Origin of the sequence: Paraburkholderia sp. GV068 (genome assembly GCF_003058125.1) — a bacterium.
GTDB classification, from domain to species: domain Bacteria; phylum Pseudomonadota; class Gammaproteobacteria; order Burkholderiales; family Burkholderiaceae; genus Paraburkholderia; species Paraburkholderia graminis.
In genome coordinates this window covers 226,024-242,339 of record NZ_QBUB01000009.1, presented here as the reverse complement: position 1 = coordinate 242,339, position 16,316 = coordinate 226,024, and the positions used below count along the sequence as shown (strand labels likewise).

The window sequence follows — 16,316 nt, the reverse complement described above, 5'->3', positions numbered from 1 at the left end:
AAGACGCGCCCATGCTGCTGCTCAATCCCGGCCCCGTGACGCTCACCGAACGCGTTCGCAACAGCCTGTTGCAGACGGACCTGTGCCATCGCGAAAGCGAGTTTTTCGATTTGCAGGAAGAGGCGCGCACGCGTCTCGTCGATCTTTACGGCCTCGACGCGAGCGAATGGCAGGCGGTGCTGATGACGGGCTCGGGCACGGCCGCCGTCGAAAGCATGACGGCCGCGCTGGTGCCGCAAAACGGCAAGCTGCTGGTGGTGGAAAACGGCGTGTACGGCGAGCGTATCGCGCAGATCGCCGCGCAATACGGCATTGCACATGAAGCGCTCAAGCATGACTGGATGCAGGCGCCAGACCTCGCGAAAATCGCCGAACGTCTCGACGCGGACAAGGCGTTCACGCATGTCGCGGTGATCCATCATGAAACGACGACCGGGCGGCTGAACGATCTCGCCGCGCTCGGTGCGCTGTGCCGCGCGCGCGGTCTGCGTTTGCTGGTTGATGGCGTGAGCAGCTTCGGCGCCGAGGCGATCGACTTCGCCGATACAAGTCTCGACGCCGTCGCCGCGACCGCCAACAAGTGCCTGCACGGCGTGCCGGGTGCGTCGTTCGTGCTGGTGCGCCGTGCGGCGCTTGCACAGGCGGCGAGCCGCACGTACTACCTCGACCTCGGACGGCTCGCGCGCCTGCAGGATCAGCGCAATACGCCGTTCACGCCGTCGGTTCACGCGTACTACGCGCTGGTCGAAGCGCTGCGCGAAATCGCCGACGAAGGCGGCTGGCGCGCGCGTCATGCGCGCTACGCGGCGCTCGCCGAGCAGGCGCGCGCGGGACTGGCCGAGCGCGGCATCGATAGCGTGCTGGCGCCGCAGGAGTCGTCGGTCGTGTTGCGCGCGTACCGGCTGCCGAACGGCGTCACGTATCCGCAATTGCACGACGCGCTGAAGGCGCGCGGCTTCGTGATCTATGCGGGGCGGGGCGGGCTGTCGGCGGAACTCTTCCGTATCTCGACGATGGGCAATATCCACGCCGCCGACATCGACCGGCTGTTGCAGGGCTTCAGCGAACTCACGAGCTGATTGCGGTGCGGGTGTGCCGCCGTGGCGCCGTCGCGTGCCCGCATGTCGTGTGCGGTTTATGCACGCGGCTGTCGGTTCGCGGCTGATTTGCTAACGCTTCGCGGCTCACACCGGGTCTTTGTCGGGCGGTCCTTCGGGGCGCTGTGGTTCGTCGTTGTGATGACCGGGCGACGGCGGTGTCAGCGGATCGCCTTCCGGGTCGCGCGTCGGGTCGGCGTTGGGATCGGGGATCGGGCTCGTATGCATGTCGTAGCTCATTGCATCACCTGTGGTTGAGAGTTGTGCGATAGCGCGACGGCGCGTGCGGTTCACTTCAAGGGTAGGCGGTTTTGCTGTCGGGCGGGATTTCGCGGCGGCGCTTTTTGTCGGCGCTTTCGCCTGCGTTTTTGCCTACGCTTCCCGCTGTGTTTTTCACGCGTTCCGCTACCTTTTCACGCGACGGCCCACGCTCAGTTGCCAGTAGCGCTCGGTGGCGAACACGTCGTCGTAATTGCCCGGCCCGAACGCCCGCAACTGACTCTGGTATGCGTGAACGGCTTCGCGCTTGATCTGCGCGCGCCGCTGCATGTCGATCGTGTGGCCGGCGCTCGGATTGGCCGGCGTCGCCACGATGCCGCGCTGCGCGAGATCGGCGAGGCGCGCCTGCACGACTCCAGGCGTGCGCCGGTGAATCGCTTCCTCGTAACCGAACCAGGCGAGATGCGACAGCCGCGGCAGGATCTCGCAGCAGGCTTCGAACACGCGCACGTGATCGTCGTGATACAGCCCGAGCGGCATCAGCAACGTGTTAGCCGTGGTTCGATAGATGGTTTCCTCGAGCGCGGCCGCCATTTTGCTGATGGACGGCGAATCGGAATACTGGCTTTCGCGAAACGGCATGCGCAGCGGAATCGCGTCGAGCAATTCGAGCGCGCGATTGTCTTCGAACGTGCGCTCGTGGATCGCTTCGTGGGCGTTGACGAAACCCGACTTTTCATCCCATTCGGTGTGCATCGTATGCTCGGGCGGCGCGGCGAATACCGTGCAGACCGCGGCGTCCGGATGCGCAGCGAGCAATGCGCCGCAACTGAAGACGGCGTCGTCGAAATGCGGTGACACGATGAACAGGCGCGGGCTGGTTTCGCTCATGGGCAGTCGGTGGTTTCGAACGCGTGCGCTGCTTCAACGACGGCGTAGCGTTGCGTGACAATCGCGGCGTCACATCAGCTTAGGCGGAATTGGAACGAGTTGCGCGGTTGATTCGCGGTCGGTTTGCGGTTCATTCGCGGTCGGTTCACTGTCGGTTCGCCGTTCTGCGGCGCTCACGCATAGCTATGAGTGTTTGCGCAAGTCATGTGCCTGTGCACGCTCGAGCGACGTCCTGGCTTAGGCGGTTGTCACCGACGCTCGGAAGCGTCGCCCGCCAGTTCCGCCGCCCACCTGAACGCAGTCGCGATTCTTGCGACGATGTCGTCGCGCAAGCGAGCGTCGGCGGTTCGCAACGCATACGCCGGATGCCAGGTCGGCACGATGATGCGCCCGCCATGACTGATCGTGCGCCCCGCATATTCCGACAGGTTGACGTGCGCGCCTGTCAGCGCTCTCAACGCCGTCGGGCCTAACGCGACGACCACCCGCGGCGCAAGCTGCGCGAGTTCTTTTTCGAGCCAGTACTGACAGGCTTCCACCTCGCGTTGCGCGGGTGTGCGATGAATGCGCTCCCGCCCGACGATCTCCCACTTGTAATGCTTGACCGCATACGTCAGATAGAGCGCCGCGCGTTCGAGCCCGGCGCGGGCGAGCACGCTGTCGAGCAACTGACCGGCCGGTCCGGTGAAGGGCACGCCGTGCTGGTTTTCATACTCGCCAGGTTGCTCGCCGACGACCATGATCGGGGGACTGGCGGGGGCAGTGGAATTTGTATGCGCATCGGCGTTGGCACTCACGCTGCCGCCCGCACCCGCACCCGCACCCGCACCCGCACCCGCACCCGCACCCGCACCCGCACCGGGCACCGGCTGCTTCGCGTTGCGCCATAACGCGCAACGCCGGCAGGTATCGAGCGGACCGGTGGGCTCGCGCAGCTGTGGCGTCAGCGCGGAATATTCCGCCGGCGGAGCAGCCGGTACGGTCACGACAGCGTTTTGTCCGCGACGACAGATGCGCTCGCGCCCGAGTTGCGCGGGCAACGGCGGCCCTTCGGGCGGGGCTCTCCAGTACCGAAGCGGCACCGGCGGCGTCTCGCCGCTGACGGCTTCCTCGTAGTAGCCGAGCCAGAGCGCTTCAGTGGACTCGCTGGTGACGGCTTCGCCCGTCATTGCGTCTTCGGCCGGAACGTCGACGCTGTGCTCAGACACCGGCTGCGATATGTGCAGCAGCATGCCGTTCCAGAGCGCGGCGCCTCGCGGCGTGGCCAGCATCCATGTGGAGTAGCCCATGCGCGCTGCGAAGCGCTCGGCCGCGTACTCGAGCAGATCGTGATGCGGTTCGTACCAGCCGACGAATTCCGGCGGTCCCATCGACGGATCGCGTCTTCTGAACAAGGTCAGGTTCAGCATGTCCTCGGTTTCATGCTCGACGGCGCGCACGCGCTGATCGAGCAATGCGCCGTCGCTGTCGCCGAGGTCGAGAACGTCGCGTTCGCCGCGCGTCCAGCGCCAGAGGACTCGATAGAGCAGCGCCCAGCGGTCGGGCGCGCGGAAACAGGCGGCTGCTTTCAGCCAGGCGAGTAGCTCGCGTGGGATGGCGGTTGTTGCCGCGAGGCCGTTTGCTGCGTCCGGGGTTGCTGACGCGTGAGACGGGTGCGATGCGGCCGACGCGTGCGAGGCTTGCAACATGCCCGACGCACCCGACGCACCCGACGCACCCGACGAACCCGACGAACCCGACGAACCCGACGAACCCGATGCACCCGATGCACCCGATGCACCCGATGCACCCGATGCACCCGACGCACCCGATGCACCCGATGCACCCGATGCACCCGATGCACCCGACGCATCGGCAAGCGGCTGATTTAGCGCCGCGCCTGCGCCATTGCAACCGATGGTGCTCGCAGGCTCCTGCGCCGTCTCCGGGCACTCAATCCATTCGATCCGCTCCGGCTGCACGCCATGCCGCAACAGCAAGCGTGCGGCGTCGCGCCAGGCGCTGAAAGACGGGTAAATGGAAATGCGGTTCATGCGAAGGGTTGCGGTCGGGGGCACGCGGCGAGCGGCAGCTAGTGGCGCGTTAAAATGCTGTATGGATATACAGTATGCGCCCAAGCTTGGCGTCGACGCAAGCCTGCGGTTTGCTGCACGCCAAGGCTCACGGCCAAGGCACAGCGGGCAGGGGCCAACGCCCTTTGCCGAACGCGGAACCCCAACGCCGTACGTCGCACGCTCAAAGCCCAACGCCCAACGCCCAACGCAGCTCCGAAGTCAACCGCCCGGCTCCGCACAACCGCCCGACTCCGCACCGCCGACTCCACGCTACCCGCCGACTCCACACTACCCGTGGTTGCCGGCCAAACGAGACCGGTCCCAACCACCACTTCAGCCCCGCTAACCCGCCCCCAGCCCCCGCAAATCCCCCGGCGTATCCACATCCCGCAAAACCCCCGCATCGTCGACATCCAGCCGCACCACACGCCCAGACATCAGCAACGAACGCGCGCCGCTGTCTCCATCGAGCGACATCAGCGCCTCGCGATGCTCCGCGCCAAACCCCACCGGGTGCCCACGCTGCCCGTCATAAAACGGCGCGACGATAGACGCCCCGCCGTCGAGCGTGCGCGCAACGGCTTCAATCGTCGACGGCTGGATGCGCGGCATGTCGGCGAGCGCGACGATCCAGCCTTCGGCGTCGTCGCTGGCCTCGATGCCCGCGGCGAGGCTCGCGCCCATGCCGCGTTCGGCGGCGGCCGCGAACACCACGTCGCAGCCGGCCTCGTTCAGCAGACGCGCGAGCGCTTCGGCGCCCGGCCGCACGACGGCCAGCACCGTCGGCACGACCAGCAACAGCCGGCGCGCGGCTTCGTGGGCGAGCGGCGTGCCGTCGGGCAGTCGCGCGAGCAGCTTGTTTTGCACGCCCTGCGGATCGAAGCGCGAGCCGACGCCTGCGGCAAGCAAAATGCCAGTGGCAAGCGACGAGTAAGCCATGAGCGGGCACCGGAGAATGAAAGTGCCTCCGATTGTGCGGCGCAATGCAACCCGAGGCAAGCGCCCGCCATGCGTTCAGACGCGCGTCGGCTGCATCACCTTATCGAGCGTCACCGGCAGATCGCGCACGCGCACACCGGTCGCGTGATACACCGCGTTCGCGAGCGCCGCGCACACGCCCGTAATCCCGATTTCGCCGATGCCGCGCACGCCGAGCGAATTGATATACGGGTCCGGCCGGTCGAGAAACGTGATGTCGAGCGAGCCGATGTCCGCGTTCACCGGCACGTGATATTCCGCGAGGTTCGCGTTCGTGAAGCGCCCATAGCGCGTGTCGAGCGACGACTCTTCCTGCAACGCCGCGCCCACGCCCCACACAATGCCGCCGAGCATCTGGCTGCGCGCCGTCTTCTCGTTGAGCACGCGCCCAACGTCATACACGGCGACGACGCGCGGCACGCGAATCGTGCCGAGGTCCGCGTCCACGCGCACTTCGACGAACACCGCGCCGAACGAGTGAAACGAGTACTTCTGCTTTTCGTCGCCCGGTTTGACAGTGGACGTCGCCTCAATCGGCTTGCCGCCCGCACGCGCGATGATCGCCGCGGCCGGATCGCGCTTCGCCGGTTGCGAGCGGCTCGTCACCCAGCCGTTTTCCACGGTGATGTCGTCGGGCGCGATGCCGTGCACCGGCGACGCCGGGTCCGCCAACGCGAGCGCGATCAACTGCGCGCGCGCCGCGTTGGCGGCGTCCCGCACGGCCGGCGCAACGCTCGCCGCCGACTGCGATCCGCCCGACACCGGCGCCTTCGGCAACGACGAGTCGCCGAGCGCGAAATGGATGTTCTCCGGCGCGAAGCCGAGCGCATCGGCGGCGACCTGGGTCATCACCGTGTAAGTGCCTGTGCCGATGTCCTGCGTGCCCGACGCCACCATCGCCGTGCCGTCCGGCAGGATTCGCGCGATCGCGCCGGCTTCGCTGCGATTGGCCGGATACGTGCATGTCGCCATGCCCATGCCGATCAGCGTGTTGCCGTCGCGCATCGAACGAGGCGTGGGATTGCGCCGCGACCAGCCGAATTTTTCCGCGCCGACCTGATAGCACTCGCGCAACGATTTGCCCGACCACGGCTTGTTTTCCTGCGGATCGGCCTCCGCGTAATTCTTCAGGCGCAAAGCGAGCGGGTCCATCCTGAGCGCGACGGCCAACTCGTCCATTGCCGATTCGAGCGCGAACGAGCCGGTCGTCTCGCCGGGCGCGCGCATGAAGGTCGGCGTGCCGACGTTCAGCGGCACGAGCCGGTGCGTGGTCACCTGATTGGGCACCGCATACAGCATGCGCGTGACCATGCAGCAGGTCTCGGTCCAGTCTTCGATCATCGACGTATTCGAAATGCTGTCGTGGCGTATCGCGGTGAGCGTGCCGTCGCGCCGCGCGGCCAGCACGAGGTGCTGTTCCGTGTGCGGGCGCGCGCCGACCGGACCGAACATCTGCGGCCGCTCGAGCACGAGCCGCACCGGACGTCCTGTCTGTTTCGCCGCCATCGCGCACAACGACACATGCGACCACGACGAGCCCTTGCACCCAAAGCCGCCGCCGACGAACGGCGAAATCACGCGCACGTCGCCGGGCGAAATGCCGAGCGTCTTCGCCACGGCTTGCGCTTCGCCGCTCACGCCTTGCGTCGAATCGTAGAGCGTGAGTTGCGGGCCGTCCCAACGCGCCATCGTCGCGTGCGGCTCCATCGGATTGTGATGCTCGATCGGCGTCGTGTAGGTCGCGTCGATATGCACGGCGGCGCTTCGCATGCCGTCGTCGAAACTGCCGCGCTGCGTATCCGTTTGACGTCCCTGCGGTTTGTCGGGCGCATGCGCGTTGGCCTTCGCCTGCGCAAAGTCGAGCGTGGCCGCGCTCGCCCGATACGTGATGCGCAACTGACGCGCGGCGTCGGTCGCATGCTCGAGCGTGTCCGCGACGACCACCGCAACCGGCTCGTTGTTGTAATGCACTTCGTTGTCCTGCAACAGCGACAGCCGACGCCCCGCGGGCGGCGCCAATTGCGCCTTGCCGCCGTTCGGCAGACGTGGCGCGTTCTCATGCGTCATCACCAGCAACACGCCGGGCACGGCTTGCGCGCGGCTGGCATCGATCGATGCAATCGTGCCGCGTGCAATCGTGCTCGTGACGAGCACCGCATGCGCGAGACGCGCCTCCGGAAACTCCGCCGCATAGCGCGCTTCGCCGGTTACTTTCAGCAGACCGTCGGTACGGTCGAACGGTTGACCGATCAGATTCATGCAAGACCTCCCGGCCGGCCCGCTGCTTCGTTCACGGCGCGCACGATCGCGCGTTGCGCGAGGTGCACCTTGAAGCGGTTATCGCGCAGCGGCCTGGCATCGTTCAACGCGGCCGCAGCGGCGCGGTTCAGCGTGGCTTGCGTGAGCGGCTGGCCGTTTAGTAGCTGCTCGGCGGCGCTCGCTCGCCAGGGCTTGTGCGCGACGCCGCCGAGTGCGATGCGCGCGGTCTGCACGCGCTCGCCATCCATCTGCAATGCGGCGGCGACCGACACCAATGCAAATGCGTAACTGGCGCGGTCACGCACTTTCAGATAGTGCGAATGCGCGCTGAAAAGCGGTGGCGGAAGATCGACCGCGGTGATCAGTTCGCCTGGGCGCAGCGTGGTATCGACATCGGGCCTGTCGCCCGGAAGCCGATGAAATTCCGCGAACGGAATGCTTCGCTCTCCAGTCGGCCCACTTACGCGCACGACAGCGTCGAGTGCCGCGAGCGCGACGCTCATATCCGACGGATTCACCGCGACGCACTGCGGACTCGCGCCGAGGATCGCGTGCATGCGGTTGTGGCCTTCGAGCGCGGCACAGCCGCTGCCCGGCGTGCGCTTGTTGCACTGTGAAAACGCAGTGTCGTAAAAGTAGCCGCAGCGCGTACGTTGCAGCAGATTTCCGCCGACGGTCGCCATATTGCGCAATTGCGCCGATGCGCCCGATAGAAACGCCTGCGAGAGCAGCGGATATTGTTCGCGCACCAGCGCATGATTCGCGGCATCGCTATTGCGCACCAGCGCGCCAATGCAAATGCCGCCGCCGGGCAACGTCGTGATGTCGTCGAGTCCGCCGATATGCGTGATGTCGATGAGCCGCACCGGCCGTTCGACACCGCCCTTCATCAGATCGAGCAGATTCGTGCCGCCGCCGATGAATACCGCGCCCGGTTGCTGCGCCGCTCGCACTGCGCCGGCGACATCGGCGGCGCGTTCGTAGGAGATCGCATCCATGCTCGTGCTTGCCTCACGCGTGATCGTGGTGGTCGTGGTGGTCGTGGTGGTCGTGGTGATCGTGGTCGACGTCGGCGGCGCTCGCGTTCTGGCCGCTGCCGTCATGCGCGGCGCGGATCGCGGCCACGATGTTCGCGTATGCGCCGCAACGGCAAATATTGCCGCTCATGCGCTCGCGAATTTCGTCGTCGGAAAATTTGGTAGGACGTCTACGAATATCCGCGGTGACGACGCTCGCCGTGCCGTTGCGAAACTCTTCGAGCAGCGCAGTCGCCGAGCATAACTGTCCGGGCGTGCAGTAGCCGCACTGAAACGCATCGTGTTCGATGAACGCGCGTTGCAACGGGCTCAACGCGCCGTTGCTCGCGAGCCCTTCGACCGTGGTGATCGTCTCGCCTTCGTGCATCACGGCAAGCGTCAGACACGAGTTGATGCGGCGTCCGTTGGCGATCACCGTGCACGCGCCGCATTGTCCGCGGTCGCAGCCTTTCTTCGTGCCCATCAGACCCGCGTACTCGCGCAAGGCATCGAGCAGGGTGACGCACGGCTCGAGTTGCAACGCATAGCTGCGGCCATTCACGTTCAAGGTGACGGGCCGCGGCGGGACAGTTTGCGCAGTCCCTGCGGCCGGGGCGACGGGTGCCTGGGTTTGCGCGCGAAGGTGCGGTGCCGCACCGACAGTGGCGGCGGCCGCGGCCGATTGTAGAAAACGGCGCCGTGAAGGTTGACTCAAGGGCTCACGCAAGGCGGCTTCGTCACCCGAATGTTCACATTCGTTATCTCTTGCCATGACGGTCTATTGACTCCGCTGAAAGGTCAATGCAGGCTGACGATGCGTCGGTATCCGAGGCGTCGCGCTCAGAAGTTCAGCGTAGCAAATCCGGCGCGCTTGCGTGTACAACGGTTACGCAAAACGGTATTGCACAATAACGGAGACAAGCACAGATGACATCAGCCATTCGAAGCACGTCCACGCTTCCCATTGCAATCGTCGTCGCGCTCGCCATGAGCGCTTGCCACGGGGGCGACGACGACGGGCCGCCGCCACCGCAAACGAACACGTTGCCGAACTTCATCGTCGGCACGGTCAAGACGCAGTCTTATGACGGCAATAGTGACGACCTGCTCACGGCCGGACTCGGTAAAACTGGCCTTGCTTTAGCCACGGCGCCCGCGATTGCCAACGCCGCGCAACCCACGGCCGCCGAACTGCGGCGGCTCGCGATCTGGTCGAACTATCGCGCGCTCGTCGATATGACGAGCAATGGCGGCTATGGACGCTTCTGGGGGCCCAATGTCGATCTGAACGGCAACGACACGCTCGGCGAAGGCAAGATCGCCGGCAAGGAATATCTGGCTTTCGCCGACGACGGCAGCGGTAAGCAGAACGTCAGCGTGCTCGTGCAGATTCCCGCGAGCTTCAATGCGGATCAACCGTGCATTGTCACGGCAACGTCATCGGGTTCGCGCGGTGTGTACGGCGCGATTTCCGCAGCGGGCGAGTGGGGACTTAAGCGCGGCTGTGCGGTCGCGTACACCGACAAGGGCTCGGGCAACGGCGCACATGAACTGTCGACGAATCGCGTGACGCTGATCGACGGCACGTTGCAGGACGCGAACGCCGCGGGCAAGGCGAGTCTCTTCACGGCGAACCTCGGCAACACGGATCTCGGCACCTACAACACCCAGTTCCCGAACCGCTATGCGTTCAAGCACGCACACTCTCAGCAGAACCCGGAGCAGGACTGGGGCAAAAACACGTTGCAGGCGATTCAGTTCGCCTATTGGGCGCTCAACGATTCATACGGCACGTTGAACGGCTCGACCCGCACCGTGCGCTATAAACCGGGCAGCATTCTGACGATCGCGGCATCGGTGAGCAATGGCGGCGGCGCGTCGTTGGCGGCGGCGGAGCAGGACACTTCGGGCCTCATCACCGCGGTGGTGGTCGGCGAGCCGCAAATCAACATACGCGTGCCGTCGCAGGTGTCGGTGTCGCAAGGCGGCGTGCCCGTCGGCGCATTCGGCAAGCCGCTTGCCGATTACATGACGCTCGCGAATCTGCTCGAACCGTGCGCGGCGCTTGCGCCTGCCGCGACCGGGTCGCCGTATCTGACCGCGCTGCCGCTCGCGACCACTACAGCAATTCGCACCGCGCGATGCACGACGCTCGCGAACAATGGCGTGATCACGGGAGGCGACACCACGACGCAGGCGATCAACGCGCTCGCGCTCCTGCATCAGAACGGCTACCAGACCGACTCCGATCTGCTGCATGCGCCGATGTGGGATTCGCAAGCGGTGCCGGCGGTCGCGGTGACCTACGCGAACGCCTATGCCAAGGCGAGCGTGACCGACAACCTGTGCAACTTCAGCTTCGGCACGACGAGTTCGACGGGCGCGGCCGGCGTCACGCCCGCCGTCTCGCCGATGCTGACAGTGTTCGGCAACGGCAACGGTGTGCCGCCCACCAACGGCATTAACCTGGTCTACAACGCGGGCACGCTGGGCGCATTCGATCACCGGCTCGCCACGGTCGATGCAAGTTATGTCGGCGCTGCGTGTCTGCGCACGCTGTGGACCAACGGCACGTTGACCACGAATGTCGAAGCAGTCAGGGTCAATGCGAATCTGCATGGCAAGCCGGCCATCATCGTGCAAGGACGCGCCGATGCATTGGTGCCGATCAACCATGCTTCGCGGCCGTACGTGGCGACGAACCGGCTGGTCGAAGGCGGGGCGAGCAAGCTGTCGTTCTATGAAATCACGAACGGTCAGCACTTCGACGCGTTCCTCGGCGTGGCCGGTTTCGATACGCGCTTCGTGCCGCTGCATTACTACAACGTTCAGGCGCTCAACCTGATGTGGAGCCACCTGAAGAACGGCACGCCGCTGCCGCCTTCGCAAGTGGTTCACACGGTGCCGCGCGGCGGCACGCCGGGCGCCGCGCCTGCATTGACGACCGCGAACTTGCCGGCAATCGCGACGAGCCCTGGCAGCAATGCGATCACGGTCGCAAACGGCGCGGTGAACGTGCCCAACTGATGCGGGTCCACTCACTCGCGTGACGCGGCGCGGCCCCGCGTCGCGCGTGTGAGCGCCGCATTGAATCCGCAGCGGGTACGAGCGATGCTACGGGTGATCGGCATCAAGCGTTCAGAGGACAACCGATGCAATTCGACTACAGGCATTTTCATATCGATTGCCGGGCACGCCATGCGGACGAAGGCGTCTACTACGCGCGCGCCAGAATCACGCATATCCCGCGGAAAAACGAGCATTTCCGTTCGCACGATTCCGGCGACATCGACGCCTTCTCGAACGAAGCGGATGCGATCTCGTGCGCGCGATCATGGGCGATCGAATGGTGCGATGAAGCGGCGTCGCAGGTGTCGAGCGAGGCCTCGTCGGAATAACTTGCGTGCAGGGAGGACATGCTGTGGCGACGCTGCGCATTGCGACGTTCAATATCAATGGAATCCGCTCGCGTCAGGCCGCGTTGCTGCAATGGCTCGAGCGCGAGGCGCCGGACATTGTGTGCTTGCAGGAATTGAAGGCGGCGGACAGCGCGTTCCCCGCCGATGCCGTGCGCGACGCCGGATATCACGCGATCTGGCATGGCCAGAGCGCGTGGAACGGCGTGGCGATTCTGTCGAAGGGCGAAGCGCCGCTCGAAAGCCGCCGCGGCTTGCCGGGCTTCGAGGCCGACACGCATAGCCGCTATCTCGAAGTGGCCGTCGACGGATTGCTCGTGTGCTGTCTCTATCTGCCGAACGGGAATCCGCAGCCCGGTCCCAAGTTCGAATACAAGCTGAAGTGGTTCGACCATCTGATCGACCACGCGGCGAATCTGCTCAAGAGCGGGCATCCGGTCGTGTTGGCCGGCGACTTCAACGTCGTGCCTACCGATGAGGACATCTACAATCCCCGCTCATGGCTGAAAGACGCGCTATTGCAGCCGGAAAGCCGCGAACGTTATCGGCGCCTGCTCGCGCAAGGCTGGACAGATTCGTTGCGCACACACTTTGGCGACGAGCGCGTCTATACCTTCTGGGATTATTTTCGCCGTCATTGGGACACCAACTCGGGCTTGCGCATCGATCACATCTTGCTGAGCCCGGACCTCGCGCCGCGTTTGCGCGACGCGGGCGTGGATCGCTGGGTGCGCGGCGAGCCGCACGCGAGCGACCACGCGCCGACATGGGTCGAACTGGATATGAGCGCCAGGCGGCGCAAAACGCGCTAGCGAACTATCGTCGCGCCCGGAGCAAGGTGTGTGCGCGCCGCGACTGCGGGAATCGCCGAACTGGCCGGCGTGCTTTCGTCAATCGACGTACGGCCGCCATCGTGGAAAAACGCCTGCTCCGCGGCCTTGTTCATCACGAGAATGCTGATGCGCCGGTTGGTCGGTTCATCGACGACATTGCTGTTAAGCGGCAGCACGTCCGCGAGGCCGCGCACCTGCAATAACTTTTCGCCATGCATGCCGCCTGAAACCAGCGCGCGGCGCGCCGCGTTCGCGCGTTCTGACGACAACTCCCAGTTCGAATAGCCGACGGGGCCGCCGGTGTACGGCACGGCATCCGTGTGGCCCGCGATTGAAATGCGGTTCTCGACGTCGTTGAGCGCCGCGCCGATCTGCGTGAGTACCGCGACCGCGTAAGTTTGCAGACGCGGACTGCCGGACGCGAACATCGGCCGGTTCTGCGAATCGACGATCTCGATGCGCAAGCCTTCGTTCGTAATCGAGATGCGGATCTGATCCTTGAACGCCTTCAATGTAGGGCTTTGCTCGATCAGCGAAATAAGTTTTTCCTTCAGTTGCTGCAAGCGTGCCGCGTCCGCGGGCGCCACCGTCGGCACGACGTTGACAGGCGTGGCCGCTTCGATCTGGGTCTTCTTGCCGTCGCCGGGGCGCGTATCGGAGATGTCGCGCCCGCCGCCTTGCACCACGCTCGGCCGCGCGGCGGCCGTGCCTTCACTGCCGCCGAGCAGGCTCGAGAGCGGCGTGTTGAAGTAATCCTCGATGCCTTGCTTGTCGAACTTCGACGTGGAGCCGAGCAGCCACATGAGCAGGAAGAACGCCATCATCGCGGTGACGAAGTCGGCATACGCGATCTTCCATGCGCCGCCGTGATGGCCGCCGTGGTCGTCACTCTTCTTTGAGCGACGCACGATGATCGGCGGCGGCGCCTCGTCTTCCGAGCCGCGTGAACGTCGTTGCGTCATTACGCTGCTCCGCTTGCGGCCGGCTTCGGCGTCTTGGTGGCGCGCACCGCGTCGTCGAGTTCCTGGAAGCTCGGGCGGTCGGCGGTGAACAGCACCTTGCGTCCGAATTCCACGGCGATGGGCGGCGCATAGCCGGACAACGACGCGAGCAGCACGGCCTTCACGCATTGAAACGGCTTGGCTTCGGCGCGGCCTTTCGCGTTCAGCAGATCGGCAAGCGGCCCGATAAAACCATACGCGAGAAGAATGCCGAGGAACGTGCCGACCAGCGCGCCGGCGATCATCTCGCCGAGCACCGCGGGTGGCGCGCCGACCGAACCCATCGTGTGGACCACGCCCATCACCGCGGCGACGATGCCGAATGCGGGCAGGCCGTCGGCCATCTTCTGAATCGCGTTCGCGGCCACCGACGCTTCCGCGTGATGCGTGGCCAGTTCTTCATCCATCAGGTCCTGCACTTCGAGCACGTTGACGTTGCCGCCCGACATCATGCGCAAATAGTCGACGATGAAATCGAGCAGATGATGATCGGAGAGCACATGCGGATACTTCTGGAAAATCACGCTTTCTTCGGGAGCGAAGACGTCCGCTTCGAGCGACATCATGCCTTCCTTGCGTGCTTTCTGAAGCAGCTCGTAAAGCAGCGCGATCAGTTCCAGATACTTTTCTTTCGTATAGCCGCCGCCCTTGAAGCATGACGGAATCGCCTTGAGCGTCTTCTTCAACGTCGAGGTCGGATTACTGACGACAAACGCGCCAATCGCGGCGCCGAAAATGCACAGCAATTCAAACGGTTGAATCAGCGCCGGCAAATGGCCGCCCACGCCAATGAAGCTCCCTATGACGGAGCCGATCACCAATAACCAGCCAATTGCGACAAACATATTCTCTCCGTTATCTTGCGCGCCGCACGTCGTACCGGAAGACGTCCTTTTTCAAGGACGCTGCGTGCGTCACTGAATTTCCGCATGTACTGGTAAACGGCTCGAAAGGCTATTGCTGAAGTGTTCGAACGAATCAAAGCGGAAAAATAGAAGTGCGCGTGAGCCGCGTATGCGGTATCGGTAAAAAGCGCCCTCACTTTTTTACCGATTGCTCTGCTAGCATGCAATGCGACCGGCGTCAGGTCTCTCGAACGGAAGTGAACCTTCACAAGAAGAACGGAGATGAGCATGAAAGCCAGCACCATTGCCGACCGTGAGGCGCGTGGCCGTGCCGCCCGCGAAAAATCGAAGCGCTCGAGTCACCGGACAGTAGGCGAGTTGCGCCGCGATCCGATCGAGTTGCTGAAGGAGAGCAGCGAAGGCCGCGTGCGCAATCTCGTGCCGCTGCGTCATGGGCGCATGGCCGCATCGCCGTTCACGTTCTTTCGCGGCACCGCGCTGTTGCAGGCTCACGATCTCAGCAAGGTTCACGACACGGGCTTGACGATGCCCATCTGCGGAGACGGGCACTTGATGAACTTCGGCGGCTTCGCGACGCCCGAGCGGCAGCTTGTGTTCGACCTGAACGATTTCGACGAAGTGTCGGTCGGCCCATTCGAATGGGATCTGAAACGCCTCACCGCGAGTCTCGTGATCGCGGCGCGTCATATGCGCCTGAGCCGCGGCGCGGCGGAAGATCTGGTGATGACGGCGGTCAACGAATATCGCAATCGCATGGCGCAATACGCACAGTGCGGCGCGCTCGAACTCTGGTACGAGCGCATCACATTCGAGCGCATGGCCGAGACGGCGCTCACGCCGGAACGGCGTCGCGCCGTGCGCCGCGGCATGGAGAAGGCGGCGAGCCGCACGCACGAAAGTCTGTTCGAAAGAATGGCCGGGCATGACGGCGAGCGCTGGGTGATTCGCGATGCGCCGCCCGCGCTCTTTCATGTGCTCGGCGCGAACACGCTCTTCACCGCCGAGGAAACCGAAGAGCTAAAAGGCCCGCGCGGAGGCAACATGCTGGACGGCATGTGGAGCGACTACCTGAAGACGATGTCGCACGATCGGCGCGAACTGCTCGCTCATTTCAGCGTGCAGGACATCGTGTTCAAGGTGGTGGGCGTGGGCAGCGTCGGCACACGCTGCACGGCCGTGCTGCTCGTCGACCCGATGAGCAAGCCGCTCTTCATGCAGATCAAGGAAGCGAGGCCGTCGGTCGTCGCGCGCTATTTCAAGTCGCCGCCGGCCAGGCATCAGGGCGAGCGCGTCGTGCAAGGGCAGCGCATGTTGCAGGCCGCAAGCGACATCTTTCTCGGCTGGGCGACGAGTCCGCTCGGGCGGCATTACTACTTCCGTCAATTGCGCGACATGAAGCTGTCGGCGAGCATCGAGCTATTCGATAGCGACCTGCTGACCGGTTACGCGCAACTGTGCGGCTGGGTGATGGCGCGAGCGCATGCAAAGGCAAGCGGCCAGGCGATCGAGGTCAGCGCGTATATCGGTCGCGGCGATCAGTTCGCCGAGGCGCTGACAACGTATGCAACGACATACGCCGATCAAGTTGAGCGCGACTACGACGCTTTCATCAAGGCGTGCCGCAGCGGGGCGCTAGAAGCACGTTCGGACGAAGACATGGCGGCGGATTTCCGCATGTGATGCTGA

14 protein-coding genes are annotated in these 16,316 nt (G+C 64.7%); 5 read left to right on the top strand and 9 right to left on the bottom strand.

From position 1 onward, the window contains the following. Positions 1 to 11 precede the first annotated feature (11 nt). Positions 12 to 1,079: a 2-aminoethylphosphonate aminotransferase gene (locus C8K18_RS19895; protein WP_107708999.1), complete on the top strand. Its 1,068-nt coding sequence runs from the start codon at positions 12 to 14 to the stop codon at positions 1,077 to 1,079. Between the two features lie 105 nt (positions 1,080 to 1,184). On the opposite strand, the gene C8K18_RS33350 is transcribed toward C8K18_RS19895, so the two are convergent. The 7 genes from C8K18_RS33350 to C8K18_RS19865 all read right to left on the bottom strand — a co-directional run bounded on the left by C8K18_RS33350 (position 1,185) and on the right by C8K18_RS19865 (position 9,286). After that, entirely contained in the window at positions 1,185 to 1,337 is a 153-nt protein-coding gene (locus tag C8K18_RS33350; RefSeq protein WP_006049197.1) for a hypothetical protein, read from the bottom strand. A 165-nt stretch (positions 1,338 to 1,502) separates the two neighbouring features. Beyond that, entirely contained in the window at positions 1,503 to 2,207 is a 705-nt protein-coding gene (locus C8K18_RS19890) for a PIG-L family deacetylase (RefSeq protein ID WP_006049198.1), read from the bottom strand. Positions 2,208 to 2,455: 248 nt separating this feature from the next. Beyond that, positions 2,456 to 4,240, bottom strand: a complete 1,785-nt coding sequence (locus C8K18_RS19885; protein ID WP_107708997.1) for a DUF4130 domain-containing protein — start codon at positions 4,238 to 4,240, stop codon at positions 2,456 to 2,458. A 363-nt stretch (positions 4,241 to 4,603) separates the two neighbouring features. Beyond that, complete coding sequence (locus C8K18_RS19880; RefSeq protein ID WP_107708995.1) at positions 4,604 to 5,200, bottom strand: NTP transferase domain-containing protein; 597 nt, start codon at positions 5,198 to 5,200, stop codon at positions 4,604 to 4,606. Positions 5,201 to 5,275: 75 nt separating this feature from the next. Beyond that, positions 5,276 to 7,498 (bottom strand): xanthine dehydrogenase family protein molybdopterin-binding subunit, encoded by a 2,223-nt coding sequence (locus C8K18_RS19875; RefSeq protein ID WP_029966472.1) that lies wholly within the window; start codon positions 7,496 to 7,498, stop codon positions 5,276 to 5,278. Further along, on the bottom strand, positions 7,495 to 8,496 hold the full coding sequence (locus tag C8K18_RS19870) for a xanthine dehydrogenase family protein subunit M (protein WP_053859548.1): 1,002 nt from the start codon (positions 8,494 to 8,496) through the stop codon (positions 7,495 to 7,497). The genes C8K18_RS19875 and C8K18_RS19870 overlap by 4 nt, the downstream gene beginning before the upstream one ends. Positions 8,497 to 8,509: 13 nt before the next feature. After that, positions 8,510 to 9,286: a 2Fe-2S iron-sulfur cluster-binding protein gene (locus C8K18_RS19865; protein WP_107708993.1), complete on the bottom strand. Its 777-nt coding sequence runs from the start codon at positions 9,284 to 9,286 to the stop codon at positions 8,510 to 8,512. 155 nt (positions 9,287 to 9,441) lie between these two features. Here C8K18_RS19865 and C8K18_RS19860 point away from each other — a divergent pair, with 155 nt between their 5' ends. The 3 genes from C8K18_RS19860 (at position 9,442) to C8K18_RS19850 (ending at position 12,742) form a co-directional block, all read left to right on the top strand. Next, positions 9,442 to 11,541: a D-(-)-3-hydroxybutyrate oligomer hydrolase gene (locus C8K18_RS19860; RefSeq protein ID WP_107708991.1), complete on the top strand. Its 2,100-nt coding sequence runs from the start codon at positions 9,442 to 9,444 to the stop codon at positions 11,539 to 11,541. Positions 11,542 to 11,666: 125 nt separating this feature from the next. Next, positions 11,667 to 11,912 (top strand): hypothetical protein, encoded by a 246-nt coding sequence (locus C8K18_RS19855; RefSeq protein WP_006049205.1) that lies wholly within the window; start codon positions 11,667 to 11,669, stop codon positions 11,910 to 11,912. A 23-nt stretch (positions 11,913 to 11,935) separates the two neighbouring features. Then, positions 11,936 to 12,742, top strand: coding sequence for an exodeoxyribonuclease III (locus C8K18_RS19850; RefSeq protein ID WP_029966467.1), 807 nt, complete (start codon positions 11,936 to 11,938; stop codon positions 12,740 to 12,742). On the opposite strand, the gene motB is transcribed toward C8K18_RS19850, so the two are convergent. Beyond that, positions 12,739 to 13,725, bottom strand: coding sequence for a flagellar motor protein MotB (gene motB / locus C8K18_RS19845; protein WP_107708990.1), 987 nt, complete (start codon positions 13,723 to 13,725; stop codon positions 12,739 to 12,741). The genes C8K18_RS19850 and motB overlap by 4 nt on opposite strands. Further along, positions 13,725 to 14,609 carry a flagellar motor stator protein MotA gene (motA, locus tag C8K18_RS19840; protein WP_029966464.1) on the bottom strand — a complete coding sequence of 295 codons (885 nt, stop codon included), beginning with the start codon at positions 14,607 to 14,609 and terminating at the stop codon, positions 13,725 to 13,727. Before motA ends, motB begins: the two co-directional genes overlap by 1 nt. A gap of 288 nt (positions 14,610 to 14,897) precedes the next feature. Here motA and C8K18_RS19835 point away from each other — a divergent pair, with 288 nt between their 5' ends. Then, the gene (locus tag C8K18_RS19835; RefSeq protein ID WP_107708988.1) at positions 14,898 to 16,310 is read left to right on the top strand and encodes a DUF2252 domain-containing protein; all 1,413 of its coding nucleotides are present in this window, start codon (positions 14,898 to 14,900) and stop codon (positions 16,308 to 16,310) included. Positions 16,311 to 16,316 lie beyond the last annotated feature (6 nt).